Origin of the sequence: Streptomyces albicerus, assembly GCF_008905045.1 — a bacterium.
GTDB lineage: Bacteria > Actinomycetota > Actinomycetes > Streptomycetales > Streptomycetaceae > Streptomyces > Streptomyces albicerus.
On sequence record NZ_VWMY01000016.1, the window covers coordinates 33405 to 46555 of the forward strand.

General features: G+C 67.9%; 13 protein-coding genes and 1 tRNA gene. 4 read left to right on the forward strand and 10 right to left on the reverse strand.

What is annotated here, in order from left to right; translation table 11 throughout:
* Nucleotides 1-86: 86 nt before the first annotated feature.
* A complete protein-coding gene (locus GAS53_RS15845) occupies nucleotides 87-611 on the reverse strand; it encodes an ImmA/IrrE family metallo-endopeptidase (protein ID WP_225858942.1) in 525 nt (174 codons plus the stop codon).
* Nucleotides 604-912, reverse strand: a complete 309-nt coding sequence (locus GAS53_RS56280; protein WP_151478234.1) for a helix-turn-helix domain-containing protein — start codon at nucleotides 910-912, stop codon at nucleotides 604-606. The genes GAS53_RS15845 and GAS53_RS56280 overlap by 8 nt, the downstream gene beginning before the upstream one ends.
* Before the next feature lie 121 nt (nucleotides 913-1033).
* Here GAS53_RS56280 and GAS53_RS15855 point away from each other — a divergent pair, with 121 nt between their 5' ends.
* Genes GAS53_RS15855 through GAS53_RS15865 form a run of 3 tightly spaced genes read left to right on the forward strand, consistent with a single transcriptional unit; the run spans nucleotide 1034 to nucleotide 3036 of the window.
* Nucleotides 1034-2059, forward strand: a complete 1026-nt coding sequence (locus tag GAS53_RS15855; protein ID WP_151478235.1) for a nucleotidyltransferase — start codon at nucleotides 1034-1036, stop codon at nucleotides 2057-2059.
* Between the two features lie 3 nt (nucleotides 2060-2062).
* A complete protein-coding gene (locus GAS53_RS15860; RefSeq protein WP_225858943.1) occupies nucleotides 2063-2596 on the forward strand; it encodes a hypothetical protein in 534 nt (177 codons plus the stop codon).
* 32 nt (nucleotides 2597-2628) lie between these two features.
* The gene (locus tag GAS53_RS15865; RefSeq protein ID WP_225858944.1) at nucleotides 2629-3036 is read left to right on the forward strand and encodes a hypothetical protein; all 408 of its coding nucleotides are present in this window, start codon (nucleotides 2629-2631) and stop codon (nucleotides 3034-3036) included.
* 65 nt (nucleotides 3037-3101) lie between these two features.
* On the opposite strand, the gene GAS53_RS15870 is transcribed toward GAS53_RS15865, so the two are convergent.
* Together GAS53_RS15870 and GAS53_RS15875 are read right to left on the reverse strand one after the other, a co-directional pair.
* Complete coding sequence (locus GAS53_RS15870) at nucleotides 3102-7553, reverse strand: hypothetical protein (RefSeq protein ID WP_151478237.1); 4452 nt, start codon at nucleotides 7551-7553, stop codon at nucleotides 3102-3104.
* A 205-nt stretch (nucleotides 7554-7758) separates the two neighbouring features.
* A complete protein-coding gene (locus GAS53_RS15875) occupies nucleotides 7759-8172 on the reverse strand; it encodes a hypothetical protein (RefSeq protein ID WP_192583127.1) in 414 nt (137 codons plus the stop codon).
* Between the two features lie 207 nt (nucleotides 8173-8379).
* Between GAS53_RS15875 and GAS53_RS15880 the strand changes: the two genes are divergently transcribed.
* On the forward strand, nucleotides 8380-9192 hold the full coding sequence (locus tag GAS53_RS15880; protein ID WP_151478238.1) for a hypothetical protein: 813 nt from the start codon (nucleotides 8380-8382) through the stop codon (nucleotides 9190-9192).
* Between the two features lie 25 nt (nucleotides 9193-9217).
* Here GAS53_RS15880 and GAS53_RS15885 read toward each other — a convergent pair whose 3' ends face one another.
* From GAS53_RS15885 to moaC, 6 genes are all read right to left on the reverse strand, one after another.
* Nucleotides 9218-9664: a GYD domain-containing protein gene (locus GAS53_RS15885; protein WP_151478239.1), complete on the reverse strand. Its 447-nt coding sequence runs from the start codon at nucleotides 9662-9664 to the stop codon at nucleotides 9218-9220.
* 85 nt (nucleotides 9665-9749) lie between these two features.
* Nucleotides 9750-9823, reverse strand: a tRNA-Ala gene (locus GAS53_RS15890).
* A gap of 130 nt (nucleotides 9824-9953) precedes the next feature.
* A complete protein-coding gene (sepX, locus tag GAS53_RS15895; RefSeq protein WP_151478240.1) occupies nucleotides 9954-11258 on the reverse strand; it encodes a divisome protein SepX/GlpR in 1305 nt (434 codons plus the stop codon).
* A 177-nt stretch (nucleotides 11259-11435) separates the two neighbouring features.
* Nucleotides 11436-12065, reverse strand: a complete 630-nt coding sequence (locus GAS53_RS15900; protein ID WP_151478241.1) for a GNAT family N-acetyltransferase — start codon at nucleotides 12063-12065, stop codon at nucleotides 11436-11438.
* A 26-nt stretch (nucleotides 12066-12091) separates the two neighbouring features.
* A complete protein-coding gene (locus GAS53_RS15905) occupies nucleotides 12092-12637 on the reverse strand; it encodes a MogA/MoaB family molybdenum cofactor biosynthesis protein (RefSeq protein WP_151478242.1) in 546 nt (181 codons plus the stop codon).
* Nucleotides 12634-13146 carry a cyclic pyranopterin monophosphate synthase MoaC gene (moaC, locus tag GAS53_RS15910; protein ID WP_151478243.1) on the reverse strand — a complete coding sequence of 171 codons (513 nt, stop codon included), beginning with the start codon at nucleotides 13144-13146 and terminating at the stop codon, nucleotides 12634-12636. Before moaC ends, GAS53_RS15905 begins: the two co-directional genes overlap by 4 nt.
* Nucleotides 13147-13151 lie beyond the last annotated feature (5 nt).

Below are 13151 nucleotides of genomic sequence, written 5' to 3' on the forward strand. Positions count from 1 at the left end.
GACAGCAGGGCATCAGCCTGCGGCCAAGGGCTCCGCCTAGCGAGCCGCTTTGTCGGAGTCGCCGGAGGCCGGTCAACCAACCTGCGTCAGCTCACGAGCCCGAGATTGATGAGGCGGAATCCCATCGCCGGTTCACTGACGTCGAAGATGTCAGCCAACGCGCTGGTACAACGATCCGGATCCTGACGGACGACCGCGGGCAGCCCTTGCAGTGCCGATCGGACGAGGCCGGCCGGCATCAGCAGGCTCGCTGCGAAGGCGTTCGCTTCGATCTCCTCTCGGTCGGTCGCCATGCTGGAGGTCTTGTCGCGGAGATTGACCCGGACCGGCCGGTCGAGCACGACATCGCGCCCGGGGTGCAGCAAGAAGTGCCCCAGCTCATGGGCGATGGTGAACCGTTGACGGTGATCGGAGTGAGTGTCGTTGACGCCTACGACCGGAGACTGGCCGTCCTGACGGACGAGCATGCCGGAGACGTCTCCGTCCTTGAAGGTGCTCCGGGAGACAACGATGCCGAGGTGAGTGGCCAGCCGCTCCACATTGACCGGCGGTACGACCTCGCCCGCCTCCGCCAGCAGCCGCCCCGCCGCCTGTTCCGCTCGCCTAGCCACGGTCTGCCTCCTTCTGCGCGTTGGCCAGCACGTTCTGGGCCCAGCCACGTGCGTCTTCCGGCAGTTCGTCCAAGACGTCCGAGCGGCCGTCGGGCGCGGGCAACAGCGATTCAGCATCCACCTGCAGTACTGCGGCGAACTCGAAAAGCATGTGCAACGCGACCCTCTGGCGCCCCTTCTCAATGTTGCTGATCGACGTGCGGTTGAGCCCGACGGCGCTCCCCAGCTCCTGCTGGTTCATCCCTTGAGCGGCACGCGCCTTCCGGACCCGCTCTCCGAACGCCTCGTAGAACCCGTCCATCTGTTCGCATCCTCTCGCACTCACGCCCCTTCTTCCAGTCTCACAAACACTGTTGCCAAGAATGGAATGCGTATGGTTTGCTAAAGTGGAAACAGGGGGGCCTGAGTACAGAGAGGTACAGATGGTTCACAAAGAGTCCCTTGCGTCGCTCGTCGACGAAGGACGCCGCAAGATCCAGGTGACCGACGAAGAACTCGACGAGGCCAAGCGCCGCCGTCGACTCCTCGCCACGTCCGCCCGCCGGGCTTTCCCGGGCTCGACCTCCTACTTCAACGGCAGCGTCGCGCACGGCGACGCCAACACCCCTCTGACCGACGTCGATCTGGGCGTGGTCCTCGCCGAGGAGGACGCCGAGCCGTACGGACCGGGCAAGAAGAGCGCCCTGGCCCTCATGGAAACGGTGCGGGACGTGATCCACGACGATCTTGACGAGGAATTCCCTGCGCTCACGATCGAGGTGATCGGCCGTCGCCGTGCCGTCCTGGTGCGTTTCGGAGAGCCGGTCACGGACGGACAGCCCGACTTCACCGCGGACGTCATGACCGCGATCCCCCACCCGTCGGGCCGCGGGCTGTACATCCCGAACACGAAGACCGCGGACCAATGGGACCGCGCTGACCCGATCACCCACACGAAGATGGTGCTGAAGGCCATCAAGGACACGAAGGTGGTCTTCGCACGTACGGTCCGGCTGCTGAAGCACTGGAACGGGACCCACAGCAAGCCCATGTGCTCGTGGAACATCAAGGCCCTCGCTCTCGGATGCCTCGATGAGCCGATGCCGCTGATCGACGCGCTCCAGGTCTTCTTCACCTACGCGGCCGCCGAGATCGACAAGGGACCGACACCGGACCCGGCCGGCGTGGCGGGGCCAATCCCTCTGAACATGCCGCGCCACGAGGTCCACAAGCGGCTGTGCACTGCACGCGACTACGTCGATCTGGCGATCGAACACGAGGCAGCCGGGCGCCCGCTCAGCGCCCAGCACGCCCTCCACCAGGTCCTCCCCGAGCTCGTCCCGGACGCGGACGCCACGCAGGAGGAGGCCGACCGACTGGCATCGACCGTCCGCTCGGGCGGCACGGCCGCCACCGGCCTCGGGCTCGCCGTCGGACTCGTCACGCCCACCCGGGCCTGGGGAATCTGAGCCATGCCCGTCTGGTACGGGGCCCAGCCTGCCTGGTGGGCCCCGCTCGAACGCGACGCCCGGCGGCGCTTCGGCTCCGCCCTCCGGCACACATACCGTCGCGACTCACTGACGTATGAACTCACCGGACTCGACGTCATCGGTGAACCCGACCCGATCGACGTCAACATCAGCTTCTACAAGGAACCGCCCTACCTGACGTACGGCCTCAAGCCCCAGGACTTCCCGCGCGTCCACGCCAAGCCGAGGGCTCCCTCGAAGCATCGCTACTCGGAGGACGACGCCCTCTGCCTCTGGCACCCGCTCGATCCAGAAGAGCGAAGGTGGACGAGTTCGAAGGGACTCCTGGACCTCATCGAGATAGTCCGCACACACTTGTTCCTCGAACACTACTGGCGGCTCACCGGCGGTGAGCACGGCGGCCAGTGGCTGGTGGAGGATGCCCCACACGGCATGCCGGGGAGTGGTGCGTGGAGGTCATCGCGGCGACAGCGACAACAGGTGGCGGGTGGACGTGGGCCCAGACCACCGCGCTGATCGTCCCTTTCATCGCTGTGTTCGGCGCGTTCTTGACCTACGCCCTCAACCAGCGGGCGGTGCGACGAGAGCGCCGGGCCAAGACCTTCGCGGAAGCCCTGACGGCGGTCGAGGAGTACCTGGAGATGCCATACCGCATACGGCGCCGCCCCGAGTCCTCGGCCTCCGTCCGGCAGCAGCTCACGGACGAGGTGAGCGGCCTTCTGGCGCGCATGGCGTTCCACCAGGCGTGGCTCCAGATCGAAGCGTCGTCCGTGGCGGGACCGTACGCGGCCCTCGTCGCCACGGCCCGTGCGGAAGCTGGCACACAGATGAGTCTCGCCTGGCAGCAGCAGCCCCTCACGTCCGACGACAGCATGAACCTCGGCTCCGCCTACCCCCGCGACCGGTCAAACGCAGCCCGAGCCGCCTGCATCGAAGTGATGCGCCGTCACCTCTGACGACGGAACCACCCGTGGTACCCCTCTTGCGGGTCTCCCGGAGGGGCGGGGGCACCGCACGGCGCTCAGACGTCGGCTTGTCGGTGCGGTCGTGGAATGGTGATCACCATGGGGCGAAGGTGAATCGCCTCTGCCTGGGCGAGGCGCAGCGCTTGGGCCTGCAGATCGGAAAGCAGGGTGTCGCGCTCCAGCTTCTTCGCCTGTGTCTTGCGGCTGTCCTTCTCGGCGTCCCAGAGCTCGACTGGGTACCAGCCGACGAGGTAGATACCTACGTCCGTCATTGCCTCGGGAAGGTACCTACCCGCCAGCTGCTCTGCCTGGGAGGTGGCAAGATCCGGGTTCCAGGATCCCTTGACCTCGATGACGAGTTTCACCGGCCCGCCGGGAGTGGGGCCGAGTTCGTCGCCGGGTGAGGGCAGGGCGTCGATGAGGATGTCGGTGCGATCACCTGCGCCGTATGCATCGGTGGGGTGGATCAGCACCTCCCGGTTCACCGCGACCCGGTGACCGCCCAGCCGCAAGGTCAGCTCATGGGCGAGGTAGGCGCACAGGGCTGCTTCAGGTTTGGGGCGCCAGGTCTCTGGGACGGACTCGGTGCCCGTGGTCGAAGTGGACTTCGTCCGAGAGCGTCTGCCGGGCGTGCGGTCCCACAGCAGCTCACCGTGTGAGGGAATCTCGTTGCCCATTTGGTCTAGGACCTCGTACACGGCATCGAGGAGGTCCGTACTTGTACGGATCACGCGCCGGGCGGGGTCCTGCAGGACTCGTATGACGTCTTCCAGCCGCACCTGGCTCCAGGTCGCGGCGGCGTGTTGCTTCGTTCCCGCGACGAAGGCCGCGGCGATGGAGAGCCGCTCGGGATACCGGTCCGACAGGTGTCGCAGCTGCCGGACGGCCTCCACGGTGGCCCGTCGGCTCAGTTCGCGAGGCAGTCCGTCTCTCCACTCCTGCGCCTCCTGCGACGCGCTCACTCTATGCACACCGAGACGCGATTCGTCCTCCTCGGGGGCATACAAGTCACTGAGCCACAGGTACAGCTCCACAACCTCGGCCTCATTGAGGGAGCCCTGGATCTGCTTGCAGATCTCAGTGCGGGCACACGCTTCGGCCAGGCGACGGCCAAGATCCGCGTCGGTCGCCGTGAACGCTTTTACACGGGGCCAGTTCGCCTCGGCATCCGTCGTCAGTAGGGTGTGGGCGGCCAGCACGGCGACCTGCACGGCACCGGGGGTTTCCGGATGCTTGTGGAGCGCGGCGTCGATGATGCCGCTCGCGGTCGTGCTTCCCGCAGCCAGGAGGGCGCCCAGCAGACTGTGCCAGGTGCGCAGTGCGGCGTCCTGTGCCGCATCGCCAGCAGGCAGGATCAGGGGTTCGCCCTGGCTTGCCGGGCCGCCCTGTTCTTCCCCGATATCTGCTCTCGGCCCGGCTTCTAGACAGGTCTTGAGCTCGAGGACGAGGTCCTCCATGGCTGAGCGCAGCTCCGTGGCCCAGCGCGGGTCGACGGCGTCGAGCTCAATGGGCTGCCGAGATTGTGCGAGTGCCGCTGGCACCAGCTCGGTGATGCGGCGGGCGAGGGATTTGGGTGCGTGGACGGCGGACAGGCGCAGCAGATCGCGACGAGCAGCTTCCGTGTAGCTGGTCGACGTGCCCACGAACTCGGTGAGAATTGCGGCAGTCCACGAGCTCCACGCCGACTTCGGCAGTTCGGCCAGCCGGTCGTCGCGGTGCAGTTCTATCAGGAGGGCGTACCCAGTCCAGGAGCGCTTGTCGTGGTGCGACTGCACGAGCCACGAGTCTGCCTGGTCGTGTTCCGTGGTGAGGTAGCGCAGTGCGAGTTCAGGCAGGTCCGACAGATCATCGGCAAGGACAGCGGCTCCCGGCCAGGTCCGCATGGCATCGGAGGAACTCTCCAGCTGGCCCGTTTGCGTATCGACACGCAGGCGCCACAGGAACTGCCACAGGCTGTGGTTGTCACCGCCTCTGGCCTGGGCGAGGAGCCGGGCCTGCTCGGCGATGAACTCCCCTGCCTCCGGCCAGAGGCTGCTCTCCGCACGATGATTCCGGCGCAGCGCCGTCGCCAGGGGGCTGTCGACTTCTATCGCATCGTAGAAGGAACTCAGATGCGGCCAGGCCGGGTGCTCCTCGTCGTAGGCCAGCTCGAATGCCTCGTCATCGTCGCGCGGAAACAGCTGGGCGGCCAGCTCGCCGTACGCGGCGACGAGTTGCTCGCTTCCAGACGCCGCTGCCAGATTCGTCTGCCTCAGTGCCCATGTGAAGTCCGCTCCGTCCACCAGTTGGTGACGCATGAGTGGTTGGGGTGCCGAGGCAGTGTTCCGTCGCAGCGACGCGGGGAGTTCCCAGTCGTACGCGATGAACCAGGCCGCTTCACGTGGATCAACCGCCGCGTGGACGGCCTCAGTTACAAGTGCCTCGGTCAAGAGCCTACGCAGTGACTGTGTACTGGGGGGCTCTTCTCCGCGCTCGTTGGGCTGCAAGCAGTCGGGGAGGTGCATCTTCTTGTGGTCGCGAAGGAGGTGCAAGACGATCTTCGACATGGGGCCAAGGTGTTGTGCCGGCTCTCGGCTGCGAAGGACGCGGTCCATCAGAGAGTCGATCAACGACGTCTCAATGCGATGGGAGGCGAAGACGAAGTCGGTGGCTGAGGGCTCGGGTTGCAGGACGGCCTTCTGCGCCCAGTCCAAAACGGCTGGCAATTGGGCGTCCGGGCAATCGCTGGGCATGGTCCTGAAGAAGTGGGCGTTCATGCCGTATGTGTGCGGGGACGGAGGGCGTAGTGCAGCCAGCATGGTCACCGCATCCAGGTGGTTCGGCCACAACAGGGTGAGTACGGTGCCCCGGAGGTCGTGGTCAGGGTCCGTCTTCTCCGCATAGGACGACTCGGCCAGCGAGGCGAGAACTCGCGAGAGGACGGGCGCTGCGCGGTCGGCATCGCAGTCGAAGGCAGCGCGCGCAGCCAATCGGCGCTCCGCCTGGTGCCAGGCGTCGTCCTCAACCAGTCGCAGAAGCGCCTCCGCCAGCCTGGGGTGAGCCGAGCCGGCGTCCTGCGCCAGTCGGACAGCCACGCGGATGCGCGCTCTGATCTGCCAGTCGGCGGCTTGATCGCTTGAGACTGCTTCCAACGCATCGGCGAGTTGGTCCGCCAGCAGCGGATGGCGCAGATCCCAACGGGACAGCTCCCAGCGCGTGTCGCCGAGTTCGACCTGAGACGCACGTTCCAGGAGCCTCGCCACGGTCAACCGACGCGCCTCATCGGAGCGCACCAGCGCGCTGTGCACGGCAAGGCTCTCGGGATCGGCATCAGCGAGCCAATCGGTGGCCGTGGGGTTCAGCGCTACCAGCCAGGCGGCGGTCTCCCGCAGCGGAGAAGGGATGCTCGCGGTACCTCCGACCGGTGCGCCGACCAGGAAGAGATTCTCGAGCTGCGGCTGTGTGGTTCCGCGCTCAGTGAGATACCGGGCAGCAAGGTATGCGGCCACAGACGAGTGCCGGAACGCCACCCTGTTGTCGTCCGGCGTGGTGAACAGAGCCGTCGCCAGCGTCTCCTCCAACACTTGGGGCGTGACCTCGTAGGAGCCCGCGGCGGTTCGCTCCTTACCGCCGGCCAGTGCGCCACCCGGCAGGTCGAATTCTCCAGCGGTGAACGCAGCGCCTCGCCACACGGTGCGACGACCGGACAGCAACATCCAGGCGGCGACTCGTCCCGCCGCCTGCAGGCGCTGCGGAGCGGTGGTGATCACGGCCCTGCTGAGGCGATGAGGATCAGGGTCCTCCGCGAGCCACCCCACGCCACGGGCGAAGAGAACCTCCGGTGTACCGTGCAGCCGCCCGTCGGCTCGATAGGTCAGGACCAACAATTCCAAGGTCAACGGGACACCGGCCAGCACCGAGGCGCCTGCTGCCTCTGCCGCCGACACCAGCTCCTTGCCAGCCACCTTGGCGCTGTCCGCGAGCGCCACGGCCTCATCCCGGCTCAGCGGAGCCAGGTCGACACACCAGCACGCCCCAAAGGCGTCAGAGAGTACGGGCGTCATCGCGGCTGGATAGTCGGCAGTCCGGCAGGCCATGAGAAACCGGACCTGGGTCGTGTCCCGGTTGCGCAGCGACTTGTTCAACCGTCTTGAAAGGTACGGACGCAGCGGACTCTCGTCGGTCTGGTCCAGAACCACTGTCAGCACGCCGGCATCCCCAGCAGCCTCTCCGGCCGTCGGCAGCGCGTCGAGATGTCGGCCCAGCTCGTCCTGGTAGGAAACCTCAGTCAGGTCCGCGCCCGATACCCACAAGCAGGCGTCGGTGTCACCTGCCCACGAGTCGACGACGCGGGGCAGCCCGTCGGTGAGGTCCTCCAGCACCGAGGTCTTACCGGCACCCGGCTCGCCCAGTACGACCGTCGCCCCAGCAGCAGCCACGACAGAGGGCAGCGCCAGTGCTCCTTCGCGCAGTCCCGCACCTTCCGTGACCACCTCCTCGTCGCCTGAGCGAAACGCCTCGGTGGCCAAGGGAATCAGGTCCTCAGCAGTGGCACTCTCGCCGCGGACCCGGCACACACGAGGTACATGAAAACCAAATACGTCACCCGCCATGTCGCAATCCTCTCAGCGCCCACTGACAACAGACGCCCCGATCAGCCGGTGCCCTGCTGCGGTGGGAAATCGTCAAAGTGCATCGACCATCGTTGGGGAGATCACCCCCCTGTGACGCTGGCTAGGCCAGGCCGGGCTCACGCCTGTGCACCACCCCATGGATGATCATGATGGTGCGGCGGGACCATGCGGTGTGGCAGCTGTCGCACACCGTCTTGATCCATCCTCCCGGTTTGTCCCCACGTCCTCGGCGACGTCCCGGGGTTCCACAGAACTCACAAGTAGTCGCGGATTGGGCCTCCGCCGCGGCGAGCAGGACCTGCGTGTCGAGGCGCGAGGAGACGGAGTCGCTTGCGAGATAGACCCGAACTGTGCCGAACTTCTCCTTCAGATCGTCCACCCGATAGCCCGGTTCCAGGATGAGAAGTTGCTCGTGCAGACGTAGGAGCAGCGCATGCCAGCCCGGCCCGACCGCATGGAGCCGATCCGGCATCTGGGACAAGGGAGAGCTGCAACCAGTCTGGGGATCGTTCACGGCCCCATATTGCTCCCTTGCCAGCGCCGGGCCTGCCGACCGACAGAGACGTACGGCTCGTCCGGCCCAGCCGCCGCACGACTGTCAGCCCGGATACCCGGGATCCGTGTCTGAGAAGGAGGGCGTTCTCACGGGACAAGATCGTGAGACGAAATCCTGGTGTCCCCGTATGAGACGGCGCAGGAAAGCCCAGGCCGTCGAGACGGAATGGGACATTCCGAATGCGGACCTACAACCCAGTTCAAGGCCCTGCCGAAGAAGGAACAGGCGAGCTTCCAGACCCCGTTCCACTATCCGCTCGAGGGCGCCCGCTTCTACATCCCCCGCAAGGGCTCGCCGCAGGTCTTCATGGTCGACACCCGCGTCACGGGCGAGGACATCGGCAAGAACCGCCGCCGGCTCCTCGTCTTCGAGCACGTGAAGGACTACGAGAAGAAGACCGCCACGAGCGCCACTTGGAAGGCGGTGGCCGTCGGTGAGGCCGACGGCAGGCTGCCGGCCGTCGAGCGCGACGACGACGGCTTCGCCACGATCCTCAAGTCCTCGGACACCGTGGGCAGGACAAAGCTCGACGACCTGCGCGACCTGTCGAAGGACTTCTACGTCACGGGCGGCAAGAAGGCCGGCTCGACCTTCGTGAACACCGCGTCCGTGAAGGCCTGGAAGAAGGCGTACACGAACCGCGCCGCCTTCGACGACGGCTGCGTCGACGGACGCTACGAACCCGGCTTCACCGCGGCCGAAACGGCCTACGGCCTGAAGACCGCCGACGGCGGCGCCCTGGCCCTCTACGACTTCGGGGTCGACTACCGCAACTGGCCGAAGGCCGAGGGCCCTCGCTGCTCCACCCAGCTGAACATCGACGACCTCCCCACGGTCACGGACATCTACCTGGACGGCAGGACCACCACCAGCGGCCTCACCCGCACGAATTCCCTGATCACCATGGCTGTGGTCCCTCCGTCAGGCACCGGCATCCGCGTCACCGGACACCACTCCCAGCTGATCAACGCCCAGTAGCCGGGATCACGTCAGGGGCGGTGCGTCAGGCGCCGGGTGCCCGGTACTCCACCTGCCGGCGGACCGCCTCGTCGATCTCCTCGGGCGTCAGCAGCACGACCGTGCTCGTGCGAACGCCACCAGCCGCCGACGTGACCAGACCCATGGCCGCGGCGGAGGTGTTGTCCGGCATTTCCACCGTGACGTAGACGTCGTCCTCACCGAAGGCCCAGTAGATCGACTCGAGCCGGCCGTCCAGGCTCTGGACCATGCGCTCGACGACCTCGCGGCGCGCTGCTGCGCCCTCTTTGAGCAAGCCCTTGAGTCCATCCACGGTCAGCTTGACCCTGAAGAGGTACTTCGGCATGGGTGTCCGCCTTTCGCCTACGTCTCGGTAGTCACTCCTGTCCGAATCCTCCTTCTGCTCCCCGCCCAGCGCCGCGTGGACCACCGCCATACGGATGACGCCGACGGCGTGCACCTCGGCCGGCAAGATCGAAAGTAGTGGCCGTACTCCGCTGCGGTACGACGCCAAAGAACCCCTGCCGGATCTCTCCGACAGGGGTTCTGAGCTGCGGTGGACCTGAGGGGATTTGAACCCCTGGCCCCCTCGATGCGAACGAGGTGCGCTACCGGACTGCGCCACAGGCCCTTGCAACGAGTGAAACTCTAGCATCCCCGTCCGGGTGCTTGGAAATCCGTTCCCAGCCGCTGGCCCGCTGGTCAGGGGCGGGGCTCTCGAAGGACTCCTGAGGGATTGCCGAGGGGCTTCTGAGGTTCCGTCACTCGTTGGCCGCGCGGGGGCGGTCGCCGTCCTCGTACTGGTCGAAGAGGGGCGTGCGGCCGCGTTCACGGGCGCGGCGGGCCGAGGCCGCGCGCCGGGCGTCCGCGGCACTGTCGGAGGCGTCGTCCGCGTCGGACTCGCCCGGCTCCTCCTCCACCTCGGCCGTGGGGCGGCCGGCGGCCGGCTCCACCGTGCTGGACCGTGCCGAGCTCCACGCGTCCGGTGCGCCCAGGTCGACGTCGGACGTGGCACGCGGGGCGACCGGAGCGGTCACATACGTCGGCAGCGGCACCGGGACCGGGTCCCAGCTGTCACCGCGGGCGGGCCCGCGCTGCCGCTCGCGCTGCTGGTCGACCCACTCGGCGTGGTCGGTCTGCTCGACGAGGGCGCGACGGTCGGCGGCGAGCGCGGACATTCCGGGGTCGGTGTCGGCCTCGGGTCCGTCCTCCGGCTCGTCCGCGGTGCCCGGCTCGGCGGGCGGCCGCCGCCTGGGCTGCCGCTCCCGCAGCCGCTGCGCCGCGACCTCGGCACGCCGGCGGTCCATGACGTACGTGAACCGCCGCCGCTCCTGGGAGCGCAGATACGCGATGTAGACGCTCAGCAGCACCGCGGGCACGCCGGGCGCCCACAGGAACGCGAGCCCGCCGACGGCAGCGACGATCGCGCCGAGCGTGAAGGCGAGGAAGAGGACGACCGTCGTACGCCGCCGGCGCGCGAGCACCTTCGAGCGCCGGGCGCGTGCCGCTGCCTCCGCCGCGGCGGCCCGCCGCGCGGGGGACGACCCGGGCGCCGCGTTCGACGACGGCTTGGCGCCCTGCTGGGGCACCGGCCGGCCACCCGCCGACCGGCCGCCCGGCTTGGGCGCCGTCGCGGACGACTGTCTCGACGCCTGCTGGGCCGCCTGTTGCGCGGACTGCGAGGTCTGCTTCGCCGCGGGCTGAGCCTGCGCCTGGGACCGCGCGTTGTCCCGCGCGTCTCGTCCGTCCCGTCCGTCCCGTCCGTCGTTGACGTCGGCCCGTGCCTCGCGGCGCGCCGGAGGCATGGCGAAGGCCCGGACGTCCACCGAGTCGGTGACGCCGTCCGGGTCGGCGTGGTGCTCCCCCTCCTCGGTGGAGCGCGCCCGCAGGTCCTTGGCGTACCGGCGCTCCATGCCCGCCCGTCCGGACAGAAGCCGGATGGCGGTGCTGAAGCGTTCCGTCGGACGGGCCTCATTCAGCTCGTCCTGCCTACGGAGCCACATAGGCACCAAGTAGGCGGCCCAGGCCCCGACAATGACTGCGTAGATGAGGCCGCTGCTGCTCACGCCTCACACGGTAGAGGGGTTTGCGTGAGGCCATCTGCCAATTGGGCCGGTGTGTCGCACGATCTGGCTGATATTTCGAGCTTTTTTTGTGACCGATGCGATCAGCAGGCCACCGGGAGCGCGAAATTAATGCCCGATGATGGTCGATCACCGATCATTTTCGAACACCTATTTCATTTACGCGGTGTTCCGGGGTGTGTCCCGCGGTGAGTTTTCGGACGTGTTCCGAGAGCGTGTCCGTCGCCAGCGGGCCAGCAGTCCTTCGGGTACCTCTTCGGCGGTGAGCGCGAAGACGAGGTGGTCGCGCCAGGCTCCGTCGATGTGAAGATAACGTGGACGAAGGCCTTCCTCGCGGAATCCGAGTTTCTCCACGACGCGTCGGCTCGGTGCGTTCTCGGGGCGAATGCAGACCTCGATGCGGTGCAGACCAACGGCGCGGAAGCAGTGGTCCGACACGAGTGCCACGGCCGTCGGCATCACTCCGCGTCCGGCGACCGCCTCGTCCACCCAGTAACCGATATGCCCCGAACACATCGAGCCCCAGGTGATTCCGGCGACCGTCAACTGTCCGACGAGCCGCCCCTTGTACTCGATGACGAACGGCAGCATCCGACCCGCGTTGGCCTCGGCGCGCAGGTGCCGGACCATCTGGCGGTACGTCGGCCGGTGGGCGATCGGCCCGGTGGGCGTGGGTGGCGGGATGGTCGCCTCCCAGGGGCGCAGCCAGTCCCGGTTGCGCCGGTTGACCTCGCGCCAGGCGCGCTGGTCGCGCATCCTTATGGGCCGGAGGACGACGTCGCCGTCCACCAGCTCGACCGGCCAGGATGAGCTGTTCAGCTCGCACCCCCACTGCCGCTGGGTCTGGGGTGGTCGCCGCCGCGGATCTGGTCGACGGCGTGGATCAACAGGGGCTCCAGCACGGCGAGGCCGTCCCGGACGCCGCCGGTGGAACCCGGCAGGTTCACGATCAGCGTCTCCCCCGCGACGCCGGCGAGCCCGCGCGAGAGCACCGCCGTGGGCACCTTGTCCCTTCCGAACGCCCTGATGGCTTCCGCTATGCCCGGGATCTCGTGGTCGAGCACCCGGCGGGTGGCCTCGGGTGTGCGGTCGGTGGGCGAGACGCCCGTGCCGCCGGTGGTCACGATGGCGTCGTACCCGGCCTGGACGCCCACACGCAGCGCGTTCTCGACCGGGTCCCCGTCGGGAACCACCCACGGTCCGTCGACGGCGAAGCCGAAGGCGGTGAGCCCCTCCGCGATCAGGGGCCCGCCCTTGTCCTCGTAGACACCCGCCGCGGCGCGGTTCGAGGCCGTCACCACCAGCGCGGCGTACGGAGCGGTCAGCGCACCGCCGAGCGGCGGCTCGACCGGCGCCGTCATGCCCGGCTCCAGTCGCCCGACTTGCCGCCCGTCTTCTCCTCCACGCGCACGTCCGTGATGACCGCCCCCTTGTCGACCGCCTTGACCATGTCGATCACGGTGAGAGCCGCCACGCTGACCGCGGTGAGGGCCTCCATCTCGACGCCCGTACGGTCGGTGGTCTTCACGGTGGCCAGGATCTCGACGGCGTCGTCCGCGACCGACAGATCAAGTTTGACACCCGACACCGACAACGGGTGGCAGAGCGGGATCAGATCCGGTGTCCGCTTGGCGCCCATGATGCCCGCGATGCGCGCGGTGGCGAGGGCGTCGCCCTTGGGCACTCCCTCGCCGCGCAGCAGCTCGATCACGCGCGGCGAGACCAGGACCCGGCCGCTCGCGCGCGCGGTGCGCGCGGTCACGGCCTTCTCGGACACGTCGACCATGCGGGCTGCGCCCGCGTCGTCGATGTGGGTCAGTCGGTCCTGCACAGGGGGTCCGGGGGTCTCCCCCCGGGAAGGCACAGTCATGTTGT

What these genes read in the sequence shown, in the direction of transcription:
- GAS53_RS56280 (WP_151478234.1), bottom strand. Translation starts at nt 912, where the DNA reads ATGGACGGGTTCTACGAGGCGTTCGGAGAGCGGGTCCGGAAGGCGCGT.
- GAS53_RS15855 (WP_151478235.1), top strand. Translation starts at nt 1,034, where the DNA reads ATGGTTCACAAAGAGTCCCTTGCGTCGCTCGTCGACGAAGGACGCCGC.
- GAS53_RS15860 (WP_225858943.1), top strand. Translation starts at nt 2,063, where the DNA reads ATGCCCGTCTGGTACGGGGCCCAGCCTGCCTGGTGGGCCCCGCTCGAA.
- GAS53_RS15880 (WP_151478238.1), top strand. Translation starts at nt 8,380, where the DNA reads ATGGGACATTCCGAATGCGGACCTACAACCCAGTTCAAGGCCCTGCCG.
- GAS53_RS15905 (WP_151478242.1), bottom strand. Translation starts at nt 12,637, where the DNA reads ATGACGGCGCCGGTCGAGCCGCCGCTCGGCGGTGCGCTGACCGCTCCG.
- moaC (WP_151478243.1), bottom strand. Translation starts at nt 13,146, where the DNA reads ATGACTGTGCCTTCCCGGGGGGAGACCCCCGGACCCCCTGTGCAGGAC.